Below are 16,726 nucleotides of genomic sequence, written 5' to 3' on the forward strand. Positions count from 1 at the left end.
CCGGCGACAAGTGGTGACGTGGTGACCGGCGTCACATCACCAATTCGTACGATGCGAGTTGCCTGATTTGGGGTGAACTTCGGCACTGATTGGGTTTTGACCGTGCGTAGTCTGTGCGGCAAGAAACCGGGCTAACCGGAATCCGTTTGCCGCTTCCAGGCCACTCGCCTGCCCGAGGAGTAGTCGTTCGATGAGCGAGCACCGCCGCAAACAGCCGCAGTCCCAGGGCGGCGGCCGCGCCGCGTCCCGCCGGGCTGCCCAACAACGCCCGGGTCGGAGCGCCGGCCCCGGGCGCGAGGTACCCCCCGCGTCACCCGGCGGCCCGCCGGGCGGGCAGGTGGCGTACGGCAGCCGCGCCGATGCCCGCCGGGCCGACCGCCGAGGGGGCTCGGGGCGCGGTCGCCCCGGCGGCAAGGGGGCCAACGGTGGCGGCGGAAGCCGGCTCATCGACTACCCGCGTGCGGGCAAGTCCGGTTGGAAGCGGTACGTCCCGTCCTGGAAGCTGGTCGGCGGGACCTCCCTGGGCTTCTTCGCCGTCATCGTGGCGGGCGCCGGCATCGGTATCGCCAGCGTGGGAACGCCTGACGCGCACAAGACGGCGGTGGCGCAGAACAACGTCTTCCAATGGGCCGACGGCTCCCAGATGGTCGCGACGGGCGGCTCCACGAACCGCCAGATCGTCTCCATCGACCAGATTCCCGTGTCGATGCGGAATGCCGTGATCGCCGCGGAGAACGAGTCCTTCGAGACGGACAAGGGCGTCGACCCGATGGGCATTGCCCGCGCCGTGGTGAACATGGCCACCGGCGGCTCCACCCAGGGCGGCTCGACGATCACCCAGCAGTACGTGAAGAACACCTTCCTGGACTCCGAGCAGACCCTCAAGCGCAAGGTCACCGAGCTCTTCATCGCCCTGAAGGTCGGCATGACGGAGGAGAAGGACGTCGTCCTCGCCGGCTACCTGAACACCGCCTACTACGGGCGCGACGCCTACGGCATCCAGGCCGCCGCCCGCGCCTACTTCGGCAAGGACTGCAAGGACCTCAACCCGTCCGAGAGCGCCTTCCTCGCCTCCCTGCTCAAGGGCCCGAACCTGTACAACCCGGACGGCGGCATCGGCGCCGCCGCCACCCCCGAGGCCAACGAGAAGCGCGCCCGCGCCCGCTGGGCCTGGGTCCTCGACCGCGAGGTCGCCGTCGGTCGGATGGAGAAGTCCGAGCGCGAGAAGTACAAGGACTCCGACTTCCCGGCCCGCGTGGAATCGGAGCAGGCCCGCGGCCTGAACGGGCAGACCGGCTACCTCGTCGACGTGGCCAAGGCCTACGTGCTGAAGAACGGCGACATCACCGCCGAGAAGCTGGCGCTCGGCGGCTACACGATCCGCACCACCTTCGAGAAGCCCAAGGTCGACGCGCTCGTCAAGGCGGTGGAGGACACCCGCAACGACTTCCTCGACGTGAAGAAGCGGCCCGAGTACGACACGTTCGTGCAGGTCGGCGCGGCGTCGGTGGACGTCAAGACCGGCGCGATCGTCGCCCTCTACGGCGGCCCCGGCTTCGACCAGAAGCACTATTCCAACAACGCCAACACCTCCGGCGTCCCCGTCGGCTCGACCTGGAAGCCGTACGTCCTGGCCGCGGCCATGCAGTACGGCACCCAGAACTCCAGGGGCTCGGGCATCTCGATCGACAGCAAGTACAACGGCGACGACCTCGCGGTGATCAACAACCGTGAGGGCAAGCCGCTGCTCGCCGCCGACGGCACCCCCTTCCGGCAGAAGAACGAGAGCCCGGAGGCGCACGGCTACGTGACCCTCAACGAGGCGATGCGACAGTCGATCAACGTGCCCTTCGCCCAGCTCGTCTTCGACGTCGGCCACAGCAAGGTCCGCTCGGTCGCCAAGGCCACCGGCATCCTCGAAGAGTCGATGGACGGGAACAACAACGCCTCCTTCGCGCTGGGCACCTCGACGCCCAGCGCGATCCGCATGGCCGACTCCTACGCGACGTTCGCCGCGTCCGGCACCCACCGCGAGCCCTACTCGGTGCAGTCGGTCGTCAAGGGTGGCAAGGAGCTGCCCGGGTTCGAGCCCCCGAAGGAGGCTCGGGCCATGGACGACGCCATCGCCGACAACATCACCAAGGTGCTTCAGAACGTCGTGGAGAACGGCACCGGCACCAAGGCGAAGAAGCTGGGCCGTCCGGCCGCCGGCAAGACCGGCACCACCGACCAGAACAAGTCGGCGTGGTTCGTCGGCTACACCCCGCAGCTGTCCACGTCGGTGACGCTCTTCCGCAACGACCCGAACGCCAAGGGCAAGGACCGCAAGCTGCTGTCCATGAACCACGTGGGTGGCGTCGACTCCATCCACGGTGGTGACATCCCGGCCGTGATCTGGACCGAGTACATGCGCGAGGCCCTCAAGGGCACCCCGGTCAAGCAGTTCCCGGAGGCCGAGGACATCGGCGTCGTCGCGGACTCCGCCGGCGCCCCCACGCCCACCCCGGCGGCGCCCTCGTCGCCGTCCGCCTCACCCTCCACCTCTCCGTCGACGTCCCCGTCGATGGTCTCCCCCTCGCCCTCCCCCGACGGCAAGCCGTCCTGTCGTCCCGGCCCGTGGAACCTGTGCGACCCGACGACCTCCGGCGGCGCGGGCAACGGCGGCAACACCAACGGGAACGGCGGCAACACCGGCGGGCTGCCCAGCGGCGGCAACACCGGGGAGCCCTCCCCGTCCCAGACCGGCAGGCCCGGTCGTCCGGGCGGCTCGACCAACTGGGGATCCACCATGGGCATCACCGGCGGCTGATCCCCGCCACCCATAACAGGCCGTACCCACCCGAAGAGGGCCGTCGCACCCCCGCGACGGCCCTCGCTCGTGTCCGGTGCGGTACGGCAGGATGAGCGCATGACCCAGGTGCACGAGGACCGGCCCGTACTGCCCACGCAGCAGGACGAGGTCGCGGCGGCCGGCAGCGAGATCATCGGCGGCCCGATCGGCCGCCACGCCCGACTGGGCGGCCACTGGCTGAACCCCGTCCGCGTCGTGGCCCTCGTCCTCCTCGGCATGTTCGCGCTCGGCATGGCGCAGAAGGTGCCCTGCTACGACTGGGCCTGGTTCCGCGGCGCCGCCTCGCAGTACACCCACGCCTGCTACTCCGACATCCCGCACCTGTACTCCGCCCGGGGCTTCGCCGACGGACTCACGCCCTACGTCGACAAGTTCCCCGACATCGCGCAGGACCCGAAGTACGGCGGCATGCAGTACCTGGAGTATCCGGTGCTCACCGGCGCCTTCATGCAGGTCGCCTCCTGGCTGACCCCGTCCTCCGGCAGCATCCAGCACCGTGAGCAGATGTACTGGATGGTCAACGCGGGCATGCTGATGGTGTGCGCCGCCGTCATCGCCGTCTGCGTCGCCCGTACCCACCGCAACCGGCCCTGGGACGCCCTGCTCCTGGCCCTGGCCCCCGCCTTCGCGCTCAACGCGACCATCAACTGGGACCTGCCGGCCGTCGCCCTCACCGCCGTCGCCATGCTGATGTGGTCGCGTGGCCGGCCCGGCCTCGCCGGTGTCGCCATCGGCCTGGCCACCGCGGCCAAGCTCTATCCCGCCCTGCTCCTCGGCGTCCTGTTCGTGCTCTGCTGGCGGGCGGGCAAGTGGCGTGCCTTCGGCGCCGCCGTGCTCGGGGCCGTCGTCGCCTGGCTCGCGGTCAACCTGCCGGTCATGTACGTCGCCTGGGACGGCTGGAAGCGGTTCTACGTCTTCAGCCAGGAACGGCCCATCGACTTCGGTTCCGTCTGGCTGCTGATCTCACAGCGCACCGGCAACCCCCTGGAGGGGGCCAACACCTACGCCACAGGCCTCACGCTGCTGCTCTGCCTGGCCATCGGGCTGCTCACCCTGACGGCCCCGCGCCGCCCCCGCTTCGCCCAACTGGCGTTCCTGGTGGTGGCCGCGTTCATCCTGGCCAACAAGGTGTACTCGCCGCAGTACGTGCTCTGGCTCATCCCGCTCGCCGCGCTCGCCCGCCCCCGCTGGCGCGACTTCCTGATCTGGCAGGCCGGCGAGGTCCTCTACTACCTCGGGATCTGGTTCTACCTCGCCTACACCTCCAGCGGCGACAAGCACCAGGGCCTGCCCGTGGAGGGCTACCAGCTGGCGATCGCCGCCCACCTCCTGGCGACGCTCTACCTGTGCGCCGTCGTGGTGCGGGACATCCTGATGCCCGAACGGGACGTCGTACGGCAGGGCGGCGCGGACGACCCCTCCGGCGGCGTCCTGGACGGCGCCGAGGACGTCTTCACCCTGTCGGAAACACGAAAGGCGCCGCAGTACACGGCGCCTCCCGAGGGACAGCGGGTCGACTGGGGCGTGGACCCCGGCCGCTGACGGGCCGGGCGACGGCCCGCCGGCGGACTCAGGCGTCGAGCACCCGGTCGAACTGGGTGGTGGTGTGCCGCAGGTGCGCCACCAGCTCGTCGCCGACCTTCGGCTCGGTGGCGTCCGAGGGCACGAACAGGATCGACACCTGCATGTGCGGCGGCTCCGCGAACCACCGCTGCTTGCCCGCCCACACGAAGGGCGACAGGTTGCGGTTGACGGTGGCCAGGCCGGCACGGGCGACGCCCTTGGCGCGCGGCATCACCCCGTGCAGGGCCTTGGGGGCCTCCAGGCCCACCCCGTGGGAGGTGCCGCCCGCGACGACCACCAGCCAGCCGTCCGAGGCCGCCTTCTGCTGGCGGTAGCCGAACCGGTCCCCCTTGGACACCCGGGTGACGTCCAGGACCGAGCCGCGGTACTGCGTCGCGTCGTGGTCGCCCAGCCACAGCCGGGTGCCGATACGGGCCCGGAAGCGGGTCTGCGGGAACTGCTGCTGGAGCCGCGCCAGTTCCTCGGCCCGCAGGTGGCTGACGAACATGGTGTGCAGCGGCAGCCGGGCCGCGCGCAGCCGGTCCATCCAGCCGATGACCTCCTCGACGGCGTCCGAGCCGTCCGGGCGGTCCAGCGGCAGGTGCAGGGCGAAGCCCTCCAGCCGGACGTCCTCGATCGCCGACTGGAGCAGGCCCAGGTCCTGCTCCGAGACGCCGTGGCGGCGCATCGAGCTCATGCACTCGATGACCACGCGCGCGCCCACCAGGCCGCGTACCCCGTCCACCGAGGAGACCGAGCGGATCACCCGGTCCGGCAGCGGCACCGGGTCCTCACCGCGCCGGAACGGGGTGAGGACGAGCAGGTCACCGCCGAACCAGTCCTTGATGCTGGCCGCTTCGTACGTCGTCCCCACGGCCAGGATGTCGGCGCCCATGCGGGTCGCCTCCTCGCACAGCCGCTCGTGGCCGAAGCCGTAGCCGTTGCCCTTGCAGACCGGGATCAGTCCGGGGAACTGGTCGGTGACCTGCTTCTGGTGCGCACGCCAGCGCGCGGTGTCGACGTAGAGCGTGAGCGCCATGCCCGTCCGGAGCCTCTCTCGGAAAGCTGCGTGGTGCAGCCGGTGCGGTGTGTGGGGTGGGGTGGGTCAGCGGCGCGACATGTAGATGTCGAGCGCCTTGTGCAGCATCTTGTTGAGCGGGAAGTCCCACTCGCCGACGTACTCGACGGCCTCGCCGCCCGTGCCGACCTTGAACTGGATCAGGCCGAACAGGTGATCGTTCTCGTCCAGGGTGTCACTGATGCCGCGCAGGTCGTAGACGGCGGCGCCGAGCGCGTAGGAGTCGCGCAGCATGCGCCACTGCATCGCGTTCGAGGGACGGACCTCGCGCTTGTGGTTGGCCGAGGCGCCGTAGGAGTACCAGACGTGCTGGCCGACGGTGAGCATCGTGGCGGCGGCCAGCGGCTCCCCCTCGTGCTTCGCGATGTACAGGCGCATCCGGTTGGGGTCCTCGGAGTTGAGGGCCGTCCACTGGCGCTGGAAGTAACTGAGAGGGCGCGGGCGGAACTTGTCGCGCTCGGCGGTGATCTCGTACAGGTGCTGCCAGGTCGGCAGGTCCTCGTAGCCGCCCTGGACGACCTCGACGCCTGCCTTCTCGGCCTTCTTGATGTTGCGGCGCCACAGCTGGTTGAAGCCCTTGAGGACGTCGTCCAGCGAACGGTTCGCCAGCGGCACCTGGAAGACGTAGCGCGGCTGGACGTCGCCGAAGCCGGCGCCGCCGTCCTCGGCCTGCTGCCAGCCCATGCGGCGCAGCTTGTCGGACACCTCGAAGGCGCGGGGCTCGATGACCGAAGCCTCCACGTCACGCAGGCGCTTGACGTCCGGGTCCTGGATGCCGGACTTGATGGCGGCGGCGTTCCAGCGGCGGATGACGACGGGCGGACCCATCTTCACGGTGAAGGCGCCCTGGTTCTTGAGGTGGGCCAGCATCGGCTGGAGCCACTCCTCCAGATTCGGGGCGAACCAGTTGATGACGGGCCCCTCGGGGAGGTACGCGAGGTAGCGCTTCACCTTGGGCAGCTGGCGGTACAACACGAGCGCGGCGCCGACGAGTTCACCGGACTTGTCGAACCATCCGAGGTTCTCCGAGCGCCACTCGTTCTTGACGTCGGCCCATGCCGGGACCTGGCAGTGGCTAGCCGAGGGCAGGCTCTGGAGGTATGCCAGATGCTGCTCTCGGCTGATGGTGCTCAGGGACAGGCTCATGCGGGGTGTCTCCTCCGGCGGCTTCGCTGGCTATGGCGCGAAGCCTACTGCGACGGGGGCGCCACCCATCTGGGGGACGGGCCGTAGCGCCGGCCGACGGTCGGCCGGCGCCCCGTCGGGGAGATCACCCGGTCAGCCCAGCCAGCCGCCGAAGAGACCGCCGTGCGCCATGCCGAGGAAGAAGCCGAGGGCAGACGCACCAAGGCCGATGATCAGTGCGAAGCGCTCGCGTGTCGTCTCGGAGATGAACTGTCCGTAGGCCCCGGTCAGGATCCCGATCAGCCCGGTCCACGAGGTCAGCAGATGCAGGTTGTGGAAGAACGCAGTGACGAACGCCACGGCCCCGAGGACCAGGGTGACGGCCAGCAGCGCGTCCTGGAGCGGATGGGGCTTGCCGTCGGTGGAGAGGAGGGAGATCGCCGGGGGCGGCTGGGAGGGGGACTGGCCATGCATTGCCTGTGCCATCGGAAGGCACCTCCTGGCTGACGCAGAGCGGTGCTGCGGGGCCGTCCCGACGGGGGTCGGGGCGTAGCACCGAGCACACCCGATGGGTACAGATTGCGGCCCTTCCCGGACGGATTTCAACCGGAAGGAGCCGAGCGGGTACTCTGTACGGTCTGCGCGGTGTCTGTTCTCGGACGCCGTGCGGTACGCATCACGACCCTCCTGCCACGGAACGACCGTGGCCGCTGAGTCCAAAGGAGGTGGGTTCCACATGCGTCACTACGAAGTGATGGTCATCCTCGACCCCGATCTCGAGGAGCGCGCTGTCTCCCCGCTGATCGAGAACTTCCTTTCCGTCGTCCGTGAGGGCAACGGAAAGGTCGAGAAGGTCGACACCTGGGGCCGTCGTCGTCTCGCTTACGAGATCAAGAAGAAGCCCGAGGGCATCTACTCGGTCATCGACCTGCAGGCCGAGCCCGCGGTCGTCAAGGAGCTTGACCGACAGATGAACCTGAACGAGTCGGTTCTCCGGACCAAGGTCCTTCGCCCCGAGACCCACTGAACTTCGGTTCAGCGGTAATCGGGACCGAGTAGCACAGCAGCCCAGCAGCAATCCCCGCCGAGAGGTTCATCCATGGCAGGCGAGACCGTCATCACGGTCGTCGGCAATCTCGTCGACGACCCCGAGCTGCGCTTCACCCCCTCGGGTGCGGCGGTCGCGAAGTTCCGTGTCGCGTCCACTCCCCGCATCTTCGACAAGCAGACCAATGAGTGGAAGGACGGCGAAGGCCTGTTCCTGACCTGCTCGGTCTGGCGTCAGGCGGCGGAGAACGTCGCCGAGTCCCTTCAGCGGGGCATGCGCGTCATCGTGCAGGGCCGCCTGAAGCAGCGGTCGTACGAGGACCGTGAGGGTGTCAAGCGCACGGTCTACGAGCTGGACGTCGAGGAAGTCGGCCCCAGCCTGAAGAACGCCACGGCCAAGGTCGCCAAGACCACCGGTCGCGGCGGCCAGGGTGGATACGGCGGAGGTCAGCAGCAGGGTGGCGGCGGCGGTGGCTGGGGCGGAGCCCCCAGCGGCGGCGCCCCCCAGGGTGGCGGAGCTCCCTCCGACGACCCGTGGGCGTCCAGCGCGCCGGCCGGCGGCCAGCAGCAGGGCGGCGGGGGCGGCTGGGGCGGAAGCTCCGGCGGTTCCGGCGGTGGCTACTCGGACGAGCCGCCCTTCTAGGGCAGCCCGTATCCCCACTTCTTGATCACACAGGAGAGACACAATGGCGAAGCCGCCTGTGCGCAAGCCTAAGAAGAAGGTCTGCGCGTTCTGCAAGGACAAGACCGCGTACGTGGACTACAAGGACACGAACATGCTGCGGAAGTTCATTTCCGACCGCGGCAAGATCCGTGCCCGCCGCGTTACCGGCAACTGCACGCAGCACCAGCGTGACGTCGCCACGGCCGTCAAGAACAGCCGTGAGATGGCGCTGCTGCCCTACACGTCCACCGCGCGATAAGGAAAGGGTGACCGACTAATGAAGATCATCCTGACCCACGAGGTCTCTGGCCTCGGCACCGCCGGCGATGTCGTCGACGTCAAGGACGGTTACGCTCGCAACTACCTGGTCCCGCGTGGTTTCGCGATCCGCTGGACCAAGGGTGGCGAGAAGGACGTGGCGCAGATCCGCCGCGCCCGCAAGATCCACGAGATCGCGACCATCGAGCAGGCCAACGAGGTCAAGGGCCGGCTCGAGGGTGTCAAGGTCCGTCTGGCCACCCGCGCGGGTGACGCCGGTCGTCTCTTCGGCTCCGTGACGCCGTCCGACATCGCCACGGCGATCGAGGCGTCCGGTGGCCCGAAGGTCGACAAGCGTCGCGTGGAGCTGGGCTCCCCGATCAAGACCCTCGGTTCGTACCAGGTCTCCGTGCGTCTGCACGCCGAGGTCGTCGCGAACGTGGGCATCGAGGTCGTCGCCGCCTAAGGGCAGCGCATGAAGGGCCGCACCCCTCGGGGTGCGGCCCTTTGTCGTTGGCTCGTCGCTTCGTGTTTCACGTGAAACATCCGCCCGCATATCGGCCGCGGTTTCACGTGAAACATGGACGGGAGGTCAGCGGGTGGCGCCCGCCACCAGCCAGTGCCCGGAGCGGGCGCGCAGCTGGAGGGTGACCATCCGGACGAGCATCATCAGCGTCATCGCCCACCACAGGGTGGTCAGGCCGCCGCCCAGGGTCGGGACCAGCAGGGCGGCCGGGGCGAACACGGCGAGCGTCAGCAGCATGGCTCGGGCGAGGTAGGGGCCGTCGCCGGCTCCCATCAGTACCCCGTCCAGGACGAAGACGACCCCGCACACCGGCTGGGACAGGGCCACGACCAGCAGAGCGGGCAGGAGGGCGTCCTTCACCACCGGGTCACCGGTGAACAGCGGGATGAAGACCGGGCGGGTCAGGGCCACCAGCAGTCCGAGGACCACTCCCGAGCCGATGCCCCACTGGACCATGCGCCGGCAGACGGCGCGGGCGCCGTCGGTGTCCCCGGCCCCCAGGTAGCGGCCGATGATGGCCTGACCGGCGATGGCGATGGCGTCCAGGGCGAAGGCGAGCAGGCTCCACAGGGACAACAGGATCTGGTGGGCGGCGATGTCGGCGTCCCCGAGACGGGCGGCCACGGCCGTCGCGATCATCAGGATGGCCCGCAGGGACAGGGTGCGGACCAGCAGGGGCGCGCCCGCCTGGGCGCAGGCCCGGATCCCGGCAGCGTCGGGCCGCAGGGAGGCCCCGTGGCGCCGGGCTCCGCGGACTACCACCACGAGGTAGACGGCGGCCATGGAGCACTGGGCGATGACGGTGCCCCAGGCGGACCCGGCGATGCCGAGGCCCGCCCCGTAGACCAGCCCCACGTTGAGGACGCCGTTGAGGGCGAAGCCGCCGATGGCCACGTAGAGCGGCGTCCGGGTGTCCTGGAGGCCGCGTATGACGCCGGTGGCGGCGAGCACCACAAGCATCGCGGGGATACCGAGGGCGGAGATCCGCAGGTAGGTGATCGCGTAGGGGGCCACGGTGTCCGAGGCGCCGAAGAGGGATATGAGCGCGGGCGCGGTCGGCAGGACGACGGTCACGACCCCGATGCCGAGCAGCAGCGCCAGCCACATGCCGTCCATGCCTTGTCGGATGGCGGACGGGAGGTCGCCGGCGCCGACCCTTCGCGCGACGGCCGCGGTGGTGGCGTAGGCCAGGAAGACGAAGACGCTCACGGCGGTCGCGAGGAGTGCGGCGGCGATGCCCAGGCCGGCCAGCTGGGGGGTGCCGAGGTGGCCCACGATGGCGCTGTCGGCCATCACGAAGAGGGGTTCGGCGACGAGGGCGGCGAAGGCCGGCACGGCCAGGGCGAGTATCTCGCGGTCGTGCCGTCTCGGGGCAGCCTTCGCAGCTGTGGGGGCCTGTGTCATGTGCTCAATCTAATCTTCCACAGGTAATGGACGCAAGGGCACTGTGACCATTACCGACTCTCTGACTTGGGCGTTCTTCCCACCTCGTTGGAGGCGATCTCGGGACCCTGGTCAAGATTTTTCTCCCCCATGGCCTGAGAAAGCAGAAAGTGCAGGTCAGATGGGGTGTGATGGTGGGTCGGGTGATTTTGTCCACAGCGCCGTCCCCCGGTCCGTGCACAGCTTCGGGCGAGTTACCCACAGCATTGGGACCCTCGTCCACATCTCATCCACACAGCCTGTGGATAACAAGATTGGCTGACGCCGCTCGCGGCCCTACCGTTGGGCGTTGCCCGACGCGCTGCAAGCCGATTCGGGCGCCCCAAATGTCGGAGCCGTGTCGTAGAAAGAGTGCCACGGCGAGGTCCGCGTCGCGGACGGGAGGAGGTGGCCCGGTGAGCATGCCCGAGCCCATGGACGACCCCTGGGCCGACAGCGGTCCCAGTGACCGTCTGCCCGCCCGCTCGCGCCGCGACGGGGACGGCCGCGGCCGTCGCCAGGGCCGCGACGACCAGGACGACCGGGGCCGCGAGGGCGGCTCCTGGGACGGCGCCGGCGGCGGCTTCGAGCGGGTCCCCCCGCAGGACCTCGACGCCGAGCAGTCGGTGCTCGGTGGCATGCTGCTGTCCAAGGACGCGATCGCCGATGTCGTCGAGGTCCTCAAGGGACACGACTTCTACCGACCGTCGCACGAGACGATCTACCAGGCCATCCTCGACCTCTACGCCAAGGGCGAGCCGGCCGACCCGATCACGGTCGGCGCCGAGCTGACCCGACGCGGGGAGATCAGTAAGGTCGGCGGGGCCTCGTACCTGCACACTCTCGTGCAGTCCGTCCCCACTGCGGCCAATGCCGAGTACTACGCGGAGATCGTCCACGAGCGGGCCGTTCTGCGCCGCCTGGTCGCGGCCGGTACGAAGATCACGCAAATGGGTTACGCGGCCGACGGCGACGTCGACGAGATCGTCAACAGCGCCCAGGCCGAGATCTACGCCGTCACCGAGCAGCGGACCTCCGAGGACTACCTGCCGCTCGGCGACATCATGGAGGGCGCGCTCGACGAGATCGAGGCGATCGGCTCGCGCAGCGGCCAGATGTCCGGTGTCCCCACCGGATTCACAGACCTCGACTCCCTGACCAACGGCCTGCACCCCGGTCAGATGATCGTCATCGCCGCCCGTCCCGCCATGGGCAAGTCGACGCTCGCGCTGGACTTCGCACGGGCCTGCTCCATCAAGAGCAACCTGCCGAGCGTCATCTTCTCCCTCGAAATGGGCCGCAACGAGATCGCGATGCGCCTCCTCTCGGCGGAGGCGCGAGTCGCCCTGCACCACATGCGCTCGGGAACCATGACCGACGACGACTGGACCCGGCTCGCCCGCCGCATGCCCGACGTCTCGGCCGCCCCGCTCTACATCGACGACTCGCCGAACCTGTCGATGATGGAGATCCGGGCCAAGTGCCGTCGCCTCAAGCAGCGCAACGACCTGTCCCTCGTCGTCATCGACTACCTCCAGCTGATGCAGTCAGGCGGCTCGCGCCGGCCCGAGAGCCGCCAGCAGGAGGTCTCGGACATGTCCCGAAACCTCAAGCTGCTGGCCAAGGAGCTGGAGGTCCCCGTGATCGCGCTCTCCCAGCTGAATCGTGGCCCCGAACAGCGCACCGACAAGAAGCCGATGGTCTCCGACCTGCGTGAATCCGGCTCCATCGAGCAGGACGCCGACATGGTGATCCTGCTGCACCGTGAGGACGCGTACGAGAAGGAGTCCCCCCGCGCGGGCGAGGCCGACCTGATCGTCGCCAAGCACCGAAACGGTCCGACGGCGACCATCACCGTCGCCTTCCAGGGCCACTATTCGCGGTTCGTGGACATGGCCAACACGTAGCATCCGGGCATGGATGCCCTTTCCGAAGATCTGCGACCACTCCCTTCCACCCGCCGCGCGCTGCGGCACCGGATCGCCGTCGCGCAGAGCGAGGGGCGCTCCCCCTCGCTGGTGGCGGCCGTCGTACGTGGCGGGGAGGTGGTCTGGGAGGGGTCCCGCACCTCGGTGGAGGGCCACGGGCCGGACGGGAACGTCCAGTACCGGATCGGGTCGATCACCAAGACCTTCACGGCCGTTCTGGTCATGCGGCTGCGCGACGAGGGGCTGCTGGACCTCTCCGACCCCCTGGGCAAGCACCTTCCGGGAACCGGTGCCGACGAGGTGACCATCGCCCAACTGCTCGCCCACACGGGCGGATTGGCGGCCGAGACGCCCGGACCGTGGTGGGAGCGATCCTCCGCCGCCCTGCGGCCCTCGCTCGCCGAGGTGCTGGGCGAGGAGCCGTTCAAGCACACGCCGGGGCGCAGACACCACTACTCCAACCCGGGCTACACGCTGCTGGGCTCGCTCGTCGAGGCCCTGCGCGGCCGGCCCTGGGAGGAGGCGCTGCGCGCCGAGGTGCTGGAGCCGCTGGGGCTGCACCGTACGAGCGGCCGGCCACAGGCCCCGCACGCCGGCGGCTGGGCGGTGCACCCGTGGGCGGACGTGATGATGCCGGAGCCGGCCGAGGACCTGGGGCTCATGGCCGCGGCGGGTCAGCTGTGGTCCACGACGACCGACCTGGCGCGGTTCGGGGCCTTCCTCGCGCGGGGGGACGAGCGGGTGCTGAGCGCCGAGAGCGTACGGGAGATGCGTACCCCGTCCGCGCCTCCCGAGCCCGGCTTCGCCGACCTCGGCTACGGCCTGGGCCTCCAGTTCTCCACCGCCGGAGGGCGGCGCCTGTTCGGGCACAGCGGCTCCCTGCCCGGGTTCGTGGCCGGGCTGTGGTGGAGCGAGGCCGACGACGTGGCCGCGGTGGTCCTGGCGAACTGCACCTCCGGAGTGCCCGCGGGGACGGTGGCGGCGGACCTGATCGGGATCGTCGCCGACGCGGAACCGCGCTTTCCCACGCCGTGGCAGCCGTTCCCGGCGGATGCCGAGGTGCCGTTGGAGCTGTGCGGTACCTGGTACTGGGGCACCGCCGCCCATGTGCTGCGCCTGCGCGCGGACGGTTCCCTGGAGCTGGGCCCGGCGGGCACCAGCGGCCGCCAGGCCCGCTTCCGGCCCGAAGAGGACGGTACGTGGACCGGTCTGACGGGCTATTACGCGGGAGAGACGCTGCGGCCCGTACGTCGCGCCGACGGCACGCTGAGCCACCTGGACCTCGGGTCGTTCGTGTTCACGCGCGAGCCCTACGACGAGGGCGCACCGGTGCCCGGCGGAGTGGACCCGCAGGGCTGGCGGGGCATCGGCTGACGGCGCCGGCGATGCCGAGGTGATGGCGACCAGGGTGATGGCCGTCAGGGTCATGGCCGCCAGGGTTGATGGCGACCAGGGTGACGTCGGCGGTCAGGCGATCAGTTCGCGTTCCAGCGGGGTGCGGAAGCGCGGCGTGATGCGGGCGTCGCCCACCCAGCCGGCGAGCCGGGCGGCCTCGGCGGCGATCGCCTCCTCGGCGGCGCGACCGGGGTTTTCCAGCAGCCGCCAGACGACCTCTCCGTCGGCGCGCTGCGCCCAGCCGCCGACGATCCGGCCGTTCCACCACACGGTCGGGCCGATGTTGCCCGCGTAGTCGAAGAGGGCCGGCCGGTGGATGGGGTCGAGGTGGAAACCCCGGTGGGCCCAGCCCATGGCGCTGGGGTCGAGGGCGGGCAGCAGTGCGGCCCAGGGCTCCGGAGCGGGTTCGGGGCTGGTGTCACCCGGGCTGACCAGGGCCGTCGTGCCGTCGTCGAGGCGGACCTGCTCGGGGCCCACGGCCGCGAGGGCCTTGCGTACGTCGGTCAGGGTCCAGCCGGTCCACCATTTGAAGTCGGCCTCGGTGGCGGGCCCGTAGGCGCGCAGCCAGCGGCGGGCGATCTCGGCCCGAGCTTCGGCGGCGGGCAGGGCGGGCCACGGTTCGGTGTGCACCCAGCGGTACTGGCTGGAGGTCCACGACCCCCGGGGCCGGTCGCGGCGGATCCGTCCGTCGGCGGCCAGGAGCCGGATGACCCGGGTGGTGACCCCGGTCTCCGTCTCGTACTTCTTGCCCCGGTCGATCGTGATCTTCCGGCGGAGCGCGGGCACCGCGGCGCTCAGTTGGCTGCCGGTCGAGGGCCCGTGCGCGTCGAGGGCGGCGAGGGTGGCCGCCTCGACCCCCGCCAGCCATGCGGCGTCGAGTCCCTGACCGTCGGCGTCGAGGTGCTTGAGGAGGGTCCGTCGCTCCTTCGCCGCGATGCTCCGGGCGGTGGACGCGTCCACGTAGGGCGCGAGCTCGGTGGAGACGGCGAAGAGCGTGTTGCGCATGCTGAGCATGCGGACGAGGCCGACCTCCTCGTACAGGGCCCGCTCGATCACCGCCGGGCCGCCCTCATCGGCCAGTCGGGCTCGGGCGGAGAGGAAGACGGTCGAGGCGTCCGTGGCGTGCAGGGCGACGACCGCGTCCGCGGCCTGGCCGACCGTGGCCAGTCGGGCCGACGGGGCCAGGCCGTGCCGTCGGCCGAGGCGGTGGCGCCGTTCGGCGCTCGTGACGAGGGGCAGGCTGGGGCTCACCCTCCCGATGCTAGGTCGGCCACCGACTGCCGGCTGTCCTTCGGGCACATCGGGGGTCAGAGCTGGAGCTTGAAGCCGACGTGCGAGGCGGTGAAGCCCAGGCGCTCGTAGAAGCGGTGGGCGTCGACGCGGGTGACGTCCGAGGTGAGTTGGACGAGTTGGCAGTTCTCCTGCCGCGACCGCTCGATGGCCCACTCGATGAACCGGGTGCCCAGACCGCTGCCGCGCTCGTCCGCGTGCACCCGTACGCCTTCGATGATGGAGCGGGTCGCGCCCTTGCGGGACAGTCCGGGAACGATCGTGAGCTGGAGGGTGCCCACGACGCGCCCGTCGCGGACGGCGACCACCACGTGCTGGTGGGGGTCGTCCGTCAGGCGCTTGAGGGCCGCGCGGTAGGGGGTCAGGCCGTCGGGCGACTCGCGGGTGGCGCCGAGCGGGTCGTCGGCGAGCATGGCGACGATCTCCGGCAGATCGGCCTCGGTGGCGGGACGGATGTCGGGCTCGGCGGATCGGGTCACGCTGCGGTGGTCCTTGTCTGCTGCGGCTGCGGCTGCGGCGTCTGCGGTGTCGGTGGTTGGCGTCGGCGCCGAGTGCGGCGGTTTCAGCCTGCGGCCACGGTGAGCGGCGCCCAGCGTCGGGTCCAGTCGCCGGGCAGGCCGGGGAGGCCACGGGTCATGACGGCGTTGAAGGCCACCGACGCCAGACCGCGCTCCTTGAGCCAGGCGAGGAGCTCCTCGTGGCGTACGTCGACATCGGTCCGCAGGGGGCGATCGGTGAGGGCGGCCAGTGAGGCCACCAGCGCCTGGGCCGTCGCCGTGTCCTTCGCGATCAGCGGGCCGATGACATGGGTCTCCATGTTGGGCCAGGCGGCCGCGTACCCGACGAGAATCCCGGAACCGTCCTCGGCCACCAGCAGGCGGTCCACGAAAGCGGGCAGGCGCGTGATGATGTGGGTCCGGTCGGTGCCGAACACCTCGGTGTCCAGGCGGATGATTCCGACGAGGTCCTCGGCCGTGGCCGGTCGCACGGTGCCGGAAGCGGTGCCGACGGCAGGTTCGGGGTCACCGGGCGACGGGCGGAAGTGGCCCCGGAGCATTTCCGCGCGGCCCGTGGTCTCGAAGCCGAGCTCCTCGTAGAGCGGCCGGCCGTACGGGGTGGCGTGCAGCGTGAGCGGGACCCCGTCGAGGACCTCGTCGCACACGTGGGTCATGAGGCGCCGTCCCAAGCCCCTGCGGGCGTACCGGTCGGCGACGAGGACCATCCCGATGGCGGCGAGATCCGGTTTGACCTGGTGGTCTCCGTAGCGGGTGACGACACAGACGGCAGCGAGCCCCTCGCCATCAGGCGCGTCGATGCCGTAGCCGTTCCCGGCGGCGAGCAGCAGCCCCCACTTGTGGTCCTCGCGTGGCCAGCCACGGTCCTCGGAGAGGTCGGCGCAGTGACGGAGGTCGGCCATCCTCAGCGCGCGGATCGGCAGGTCGATGAGCGGTGGTGGTGTCACCGGCCCAGACTGGATCATCGATGAGGGCGCGTCCAGAGGATTTGGAAGACCGGTGGAGCGATGTTTCACGTGAAACGTCGTGCCCGTTTCACGTGAAACCGATGAACGTTTCACGTG

Annotated in this window: 15 protein-coding genes; 8 read left to right on the plus strand and 7 right to left on the minus strand. The window is 70.2% G+C overall.

Features of this window, described 5'->3' with window-relative positions; all coding sequences use genetic code 11:
- Nucleotides 1-190 precede the first annotated feature (190 nt).
- Together M4D82_RS17050 and M4D82_RS17055 are read left to right on the plus strand one after the other, a co-directional pair.
- Nucleotides 191-2,809: a transglycosylase domain-containing protein gene (locus M4D82_RS17050; RefSeq protein WP_249766870.1), complete on the plus strand. Its 2,619-nt coding sequence runs from the start codon at nucleotides 191-193 to the stop codon at nucleotides 2,807-2,809.
- A 99-nt stretch (nucleotides 2,810-2,908) separates the two neighbouring features.
- Nucleotides 2,909-4,393, plus strand: coding sequence for a glycosyltransferase family 87 protein (locus M4D82_RS17055; protein ID WP_249766871.1), 1,485 nt, complete (start codon nucleotides 2,909-2,911; stop codon nucleotides 4,391-4,393).
- A gap of 28 nt (nucleotides 4,394-4,421) precedes the next feature.
- Here the strand turns inward: M4D82_RS17055 and M4D82_RS17060 are convergent, their stop codons facing one another.
- The 3 genes from M4D82_RS17060 to M4D82_RS17070 all read right to left on the minus strand — a co-directional run bounded on the left by M4D82_RS17060 (nucleotide 4,422) and on the right by M4D82_RS17070 (nucleotide 7,103).
- Nucleotides 4,422-5,453, minus strand: a complete 1,032-nt coding sequence (locus tag M4D82_RS17060; RefSeq protein ID WP_249766872.1) for an alanine racemase — start codon at nucleotides 5,451-5,453, stop codon at nucleotides 4,422-4,424.
- Between the two features lie 66 nt (nucleotides 5,454-5,519).
- Nucleotides 5,520-6,638, minus strand: coding sequence for a lipid II:glycine glycyltransferase FemX (locus M4D82_RS17065; protein ID WP_249766873.1), 1,119 nt, complete (start codon nucleotides 6,636-6,638; stop codon nucleotides 5,520-5,522).
- A 132-nt stretch (nucleotides 6,639-6,770) separates the two neighbouring features.
- On the minus strand, nucleotides 6,771-7,103 hold the full coding sequence (locus M4D82_RS17070; protein WP_249766874.1) for a hypothetical protein: 333 nt from the start codon (nucleotides 7,101-7,103) through the stop codon (nucleotides 6,771-6,773).
- A gap of 250 nt (nucleotides 7,104-7,353) precedes the next feature.
- Here M4D82_RS17070 and rpsF point away from each other — a divergent pair, with 250 nt between their 5' ends.
- The 4 genes from rpsF to rplI all read left to right on the plus strand — a co-directional run bounded on the left by rpsF (nucleotide 7,354) and on the right by rplI (nucleotide 9,052).
- Nucleotides 7,354-7,644: a 30S ribosomal protein S6 gene (rpsF, locus tag M4D82_RS17075; protein ID WP_004950685.1), complete on the plus strand. Its 291-nt coding sequence runs from the start codon at nucleotides 7,354-7,356 to the stop codon at nucleotides 7,642-7,644.
- 72 nt (nucleotides 7,645-7,716) lie between these two features.
- Nucleotides 7,717-8,307, plus strand: coding sequence for a single-stranded DNA-binding protein (locus M4D82_RS17080; protein ID WP_249766875.1), 591 nt, complete (start codon nucleotides 7,717-7,719; stop codon nucleotides 8,305-8,307).
- A gap of 43 nt (nucleotides 8,308-8,350) precedes the next feature.
- Nucleotides 8,351-8,587, plus strand: coding sequence for a 30S ribosomal protein S18 (rpsR, locus tag M4D82_RS17085; protein ID WP_005315025.1), 237 nt, complete (start codon nucleotides 8,351-8,353; stop codon nucleotides 8,585-8,587).
- A gap of 18 nt (nucleotides 8,588-8,605) precedes the next feature.
- Nucleotides 8,606-9,052 carry a 50S ribosomal protein L9 gene (gene rplI, locus M4D82_RS17090; protein WP_249766876.1) on the plus strand — a complete coding sequence of 149 codons (447 nt, stop codon included), beginning with the start codon at nucleotides 8,606-8,608 and terminating at the stop codon, nucleotides 9,050-9,052.
- Nucleotides 9,053-9,178: 126 nt separating this feature from the next.
- Here rplI and M4D82_RS17095 read toward each other — a convergent pair whose 3' ends face one another.
- Nucleotides 9,179-10,516 (minus strand): MATE family efflux transporter, encoded by a 1,338-nt coding sequence (locus tag M4D82_RS17095; RefSeq protein ID WP_249766877.1) that lies wholly within the window; start codon nucleotides 10,514-10,516, stop codon nucleotides 9,179-9,181.
- A gap of 440 nt (nucleotides 10,517-10,956) precedes the next feature.
- Between M4D82_RS17095 and dnaB the strand changes: the two genes are divergently transcribed.
- Nucleotides 10,957-12,441, plus strand: coding sequence for a replicative DNA helicase (dnaB, locus tag M4D82_RS17100; RefSeq protein WP_249771896.1), 1,485 nt, complete (start codon nucleotides 10,957-10,959; stop codon nucleotides 12,439-12,441).
- Nucleotides 12,442-12,450: 9 nt separating this feature from the next.
- Nucleotides 12,451-13,836 carry a serine hydrolase domain-containing protein gene (locus tag M4D82_RS17105; protein WP_249766878.1) on the plus strand — a complete coding sequence of 462 codons (1,386 nt, stop codon included), beginning with the start codon at nucleotides 12,451-12,453 and terminating at the stop codon, nucleotides 13,834-13,836.
- Between the two features lie 93 nt (nucleotides 13,837-13,929).
- On the opposite strand, the gene M4D82_RS17110 is transcribed toward M4D82_RS17105, so the two are convergent.
- The 3 genes from M4D82_RS17110 to M4D82_RS17120 form a co-directional block, all read right to left on the minus strand.
- Nucleotides 13,930-15,108, minus strand: coding sequence for a winged helix DNA-binding domain-containing protein (locus M4D82_RS17110; protein WP_249766879.1), 1,179 nt, complete (start codon nucleotides 15,106-15,108; stop codon nucleotides 13,930-13,932).
- 56 nt (nucleotides 15,109-15,164) lie between these two features.
- Nucleotides 15,165-15,626: a GNAT family N-acetyltransferase gene (locus M4D82_RS17115; protein ID WP_283844486.1), complete on the minus strand. Its 462-nt coding sequence runs from the start codon at nucleotides 15,624-15,626 to the stop codon at nucleotides 15,165-15,167.
- Nucleotides 15,627-15,709: 83 nt separating this feature from the next.
- Nucleotides 15,710-16,609 carry a GNAT family N-acetyltransferase gene (locus M4D82_RS17120; RefSeq protein ID WP_249766880.1) on the minus strand — a complete coding sequence of 300 codons (900 nt, stop codon included), beginning with the start codon at nucleotides 16,607-16,609 and terminating at the stop codon, nucleotides 15,710-15,712.
- Between the last annotated feature and the right edge of the window lie 117 nt (nucleotides 16,610-16,726).

Source organism: Streptomyces sp. RerS4 (assembly GCF_023515955.1).
Classification (GTDB): domain Bacteria; phylum Actinomycetota; class Actinomycetes; order Streptomycetales; family Streptomycetaceae; genus Streptomyces.

What these genes read in the sequence shown, in the direction of transcription:
- M4D82_RS17050 (WP_249766870.1), top strand. Translation starts at nt 191, where the DNA reads ATGAGCGAGCACCGCCGCAAACAGCCGCAGTCCCAGGGCGGCGGCCGC.
- M4D82_RS17055 (WP_249766871.1), top strand. Translation starts at nt 2,909, where the DNA reads ATGACCCAGGTGCACGAGGACCGGCCCGTACTGCCCACGCAGCAGGAC.
- M4D82_RS17060 (WP_249766872.1), bottom strand. Translation starts at nt 5,453, where the DNA reads ATGGCGCTCACGCTCTACGTCGACACCGCGCGCTGGCGTGCGCACCAG.
- M4D82_RS17065 (WP_249766873.1), bottom strand. Translation starts at nt 6,638, where the DNA reads ATGAGCCTGTCCCTGAGCACCATCAGCCGAGAGCAGCATCTGGCATAC.
- M4D82_RS17070 (WP_249766874.1), bottom strand. Translation starts at nt 7,103, where the DNA reads ATGGCACAGGCAATGCATGGCCAGTCCCCCTCCCAGCCGCCCCCGGCG.
- rpsF (WP_004950685.1), top strand. Translation starts at nt 7,354, where the DNA reads ATGCGTCACTACGAAGTGATGGTCATCCTCGACCCCGATCTCGAGGAG.
- M4D82_RS17080 (WP_249766875.1), top strand. Translation starts at nt 7,717, where the DNA reads ATGGCAGGCGAGACCGTCATCACGGTCGTCGGCAATCTCGTCGACGAC.
- rpsR (WP_005315025.1), top strand. Translation starts at nt 8,351, where the DNA reads ATGGCGAAGCCGCCTGTGCGCAAGCCTAAGAAGAAGGTCTGCGCGTTC.
- rplI (WP_249766876.1), top strand. Translation starts at nt 8,606, where the DNA reads ATGAAGATCATCCTGACCCACGAGGTCTCTGGCCTCGGCACCGCCGGC.
- M4D82_RS17095 (WP_249766877.1), bottom strand. Translation starts at nt 10,516, where the DNA reads ATGACACAGGCCCCCACAGCTGCGAAGGCTGCCCCGAGACGGCACGAC.
- dnaB (WP_249771896.1), top strand. Translation starts at nt 10,957, where the DNA reads ATGCCCGAGCCCATGGACGACCCCTGGGCCGACAGCGGTCCCAGTGAC.
- M4D82_RS17105 (WP_249766878.1), top strand. Translation starts at nt 12,451, where the DNA reads ATGGATGCCCTTTCCGAAGATCTGCGACCACTCCCTTCCACCCGCCGC.